General features: G+C 46.9%; 1 protein-coding gene. It reads right to left on the bottom strand.

Annotated features, from left to right (window positions below; translation table 11 throughout):
* On the bottom strand, window positions 1-1558 hold a 1558-nt coding region (locus tag ACFO6W_RS26075), incomplete at both ends, for a hypothetical protein (RefSeq protein ID WP_380002066.1).

Raw genomic sequence — 1558 nt, 5'->3', positions numbered from 1 at the left:
TTTTCGTATGGATCGTAGATAAGGTTGTCCAGTCCCCGGAGGTATTCCGTTAATGTTTCGCCGGGTGTATGCATAAGCCCTTCCATCTGCGGGAGAGATTCTATAATAAACTTTTTTTGTTCTTCCTGTAGCTGTGATGTCAATAGTTCCACGTCCTGCCCGCTGATGATGCATACGCCGCGTCCGGATGTAAACACCACGCCAAAGGGTGTGGAAGCGACAATAGGGGTTGTCGGTATTTCATACGAAGCAGGAGCGGATTTGTTCGAATAGACAACTTCCCCCTGTCCCACATCGAGCGAATAAATACCCTGTGTGGTGAAGATATACAGGGGATATTGCCCGAACTGTCCTTCCGAGATGCGCATGGCATTGGATGCCATTGCCAGTATTGTCCCGTTCCCGGTCTGATAGGTATTGATATTGGGGAACAGCAGCGGATTATTTAAGGCCGATACCTTTATTTTATTCGGTTCGGATAATGTTACTACGGTGTTGGTATCGGGTAATACGGCAGTGGACGGGCTGCTGTCTTCCGTGACAGGCTTTAACCCGTCGTTGACAAAGAATGCAAGGTTGAGGAAATTATGCGGTTCCAAAGGCTCTGTAAATACCTTATACCACTGGCCGCCCGTCTGCCTGTAAATGGTTATCCTTTTGGCGCGGGTATCCGGATAGGAAATAAAGGAACTCATAAACAGCTTATATACGGGAAAGTAAGGAGCATTGGCCACATACCTGTATAGCTTTTCATTCGTTATCCCGGTGTTTATCTCTATTTCGAACAAAAGGTTGTTCCATAACTGCCCGTGTGCATCCGAATATTTATACCCGTTGTAATTACCGTCCGGTATATCTGACGTATTGTACCACAGGAAGTAATCCGGGTTGAAGCCTTTGAAGAAAGTAGTCTTTACATTGGCGATATGCAACCTGTTATTATAGGTATAGCTTACTTCTGCACCGTACTTATGGTTGGAGAAGTTATCGTCCGTCATCGCTTCCTGGTAGATGAGGTTCTCCATCCTGGTAACATCCGAATCCGTCGAGGGGAATACTTCCGGTTCAAGGATACTTTTACTGCTTCCCAAGGGGATGCTCTTCATATAGTAGAATGTGGCGGTATTGGATACCTCCTTTAATGTTTCCGGCTTTATTTCTTTAACAAGGTTGCAGCTTGTCAGTATATCCAGATCAAAGGGCATGTCCCCCCGGATATTTTCGATATTGGATAAACCCAGTGGCGGGGACATAAAGATATCGACCGACCGGATAATATCCTGCCAGTCCTGCCAGCCCTCAAAGGCGAAATCGTAATGCATATGCATCTTATAGCCGTAGACATGTACCCGCGACCAGGAAGCGACATACCACCTGTTGCCGTCGTTGTTTATCTCATACTGAACCCATTTAACGGAGTCTTTATCCTCCCCGGTGCGGCTTATCGAAGTATCCCCCGTGACAGGCTTTACAGGCATAATAAATACCGGAGGGGAATGTTTGGTCAGGGTTCCGTCATACAGGCGGAAGGCATAGCGGATAAGGCAGGCGTCGAAAA

The organism is Dysgonomonas termitidis, assembly GCF_042654545.1.
In the GTDB taxonomy this organism is placed as follows: Bacteria; Bacteroidota; Bacteroidia; order Bacteroidales; family Dysgonomonadaceae; genus Dysgonomonas; species Dysgonomonas termitidis.
Note: the sequence above shows the minus strand (reverse complement) of the source record. Positions and strands in the feature narration are given on the sequence as shown.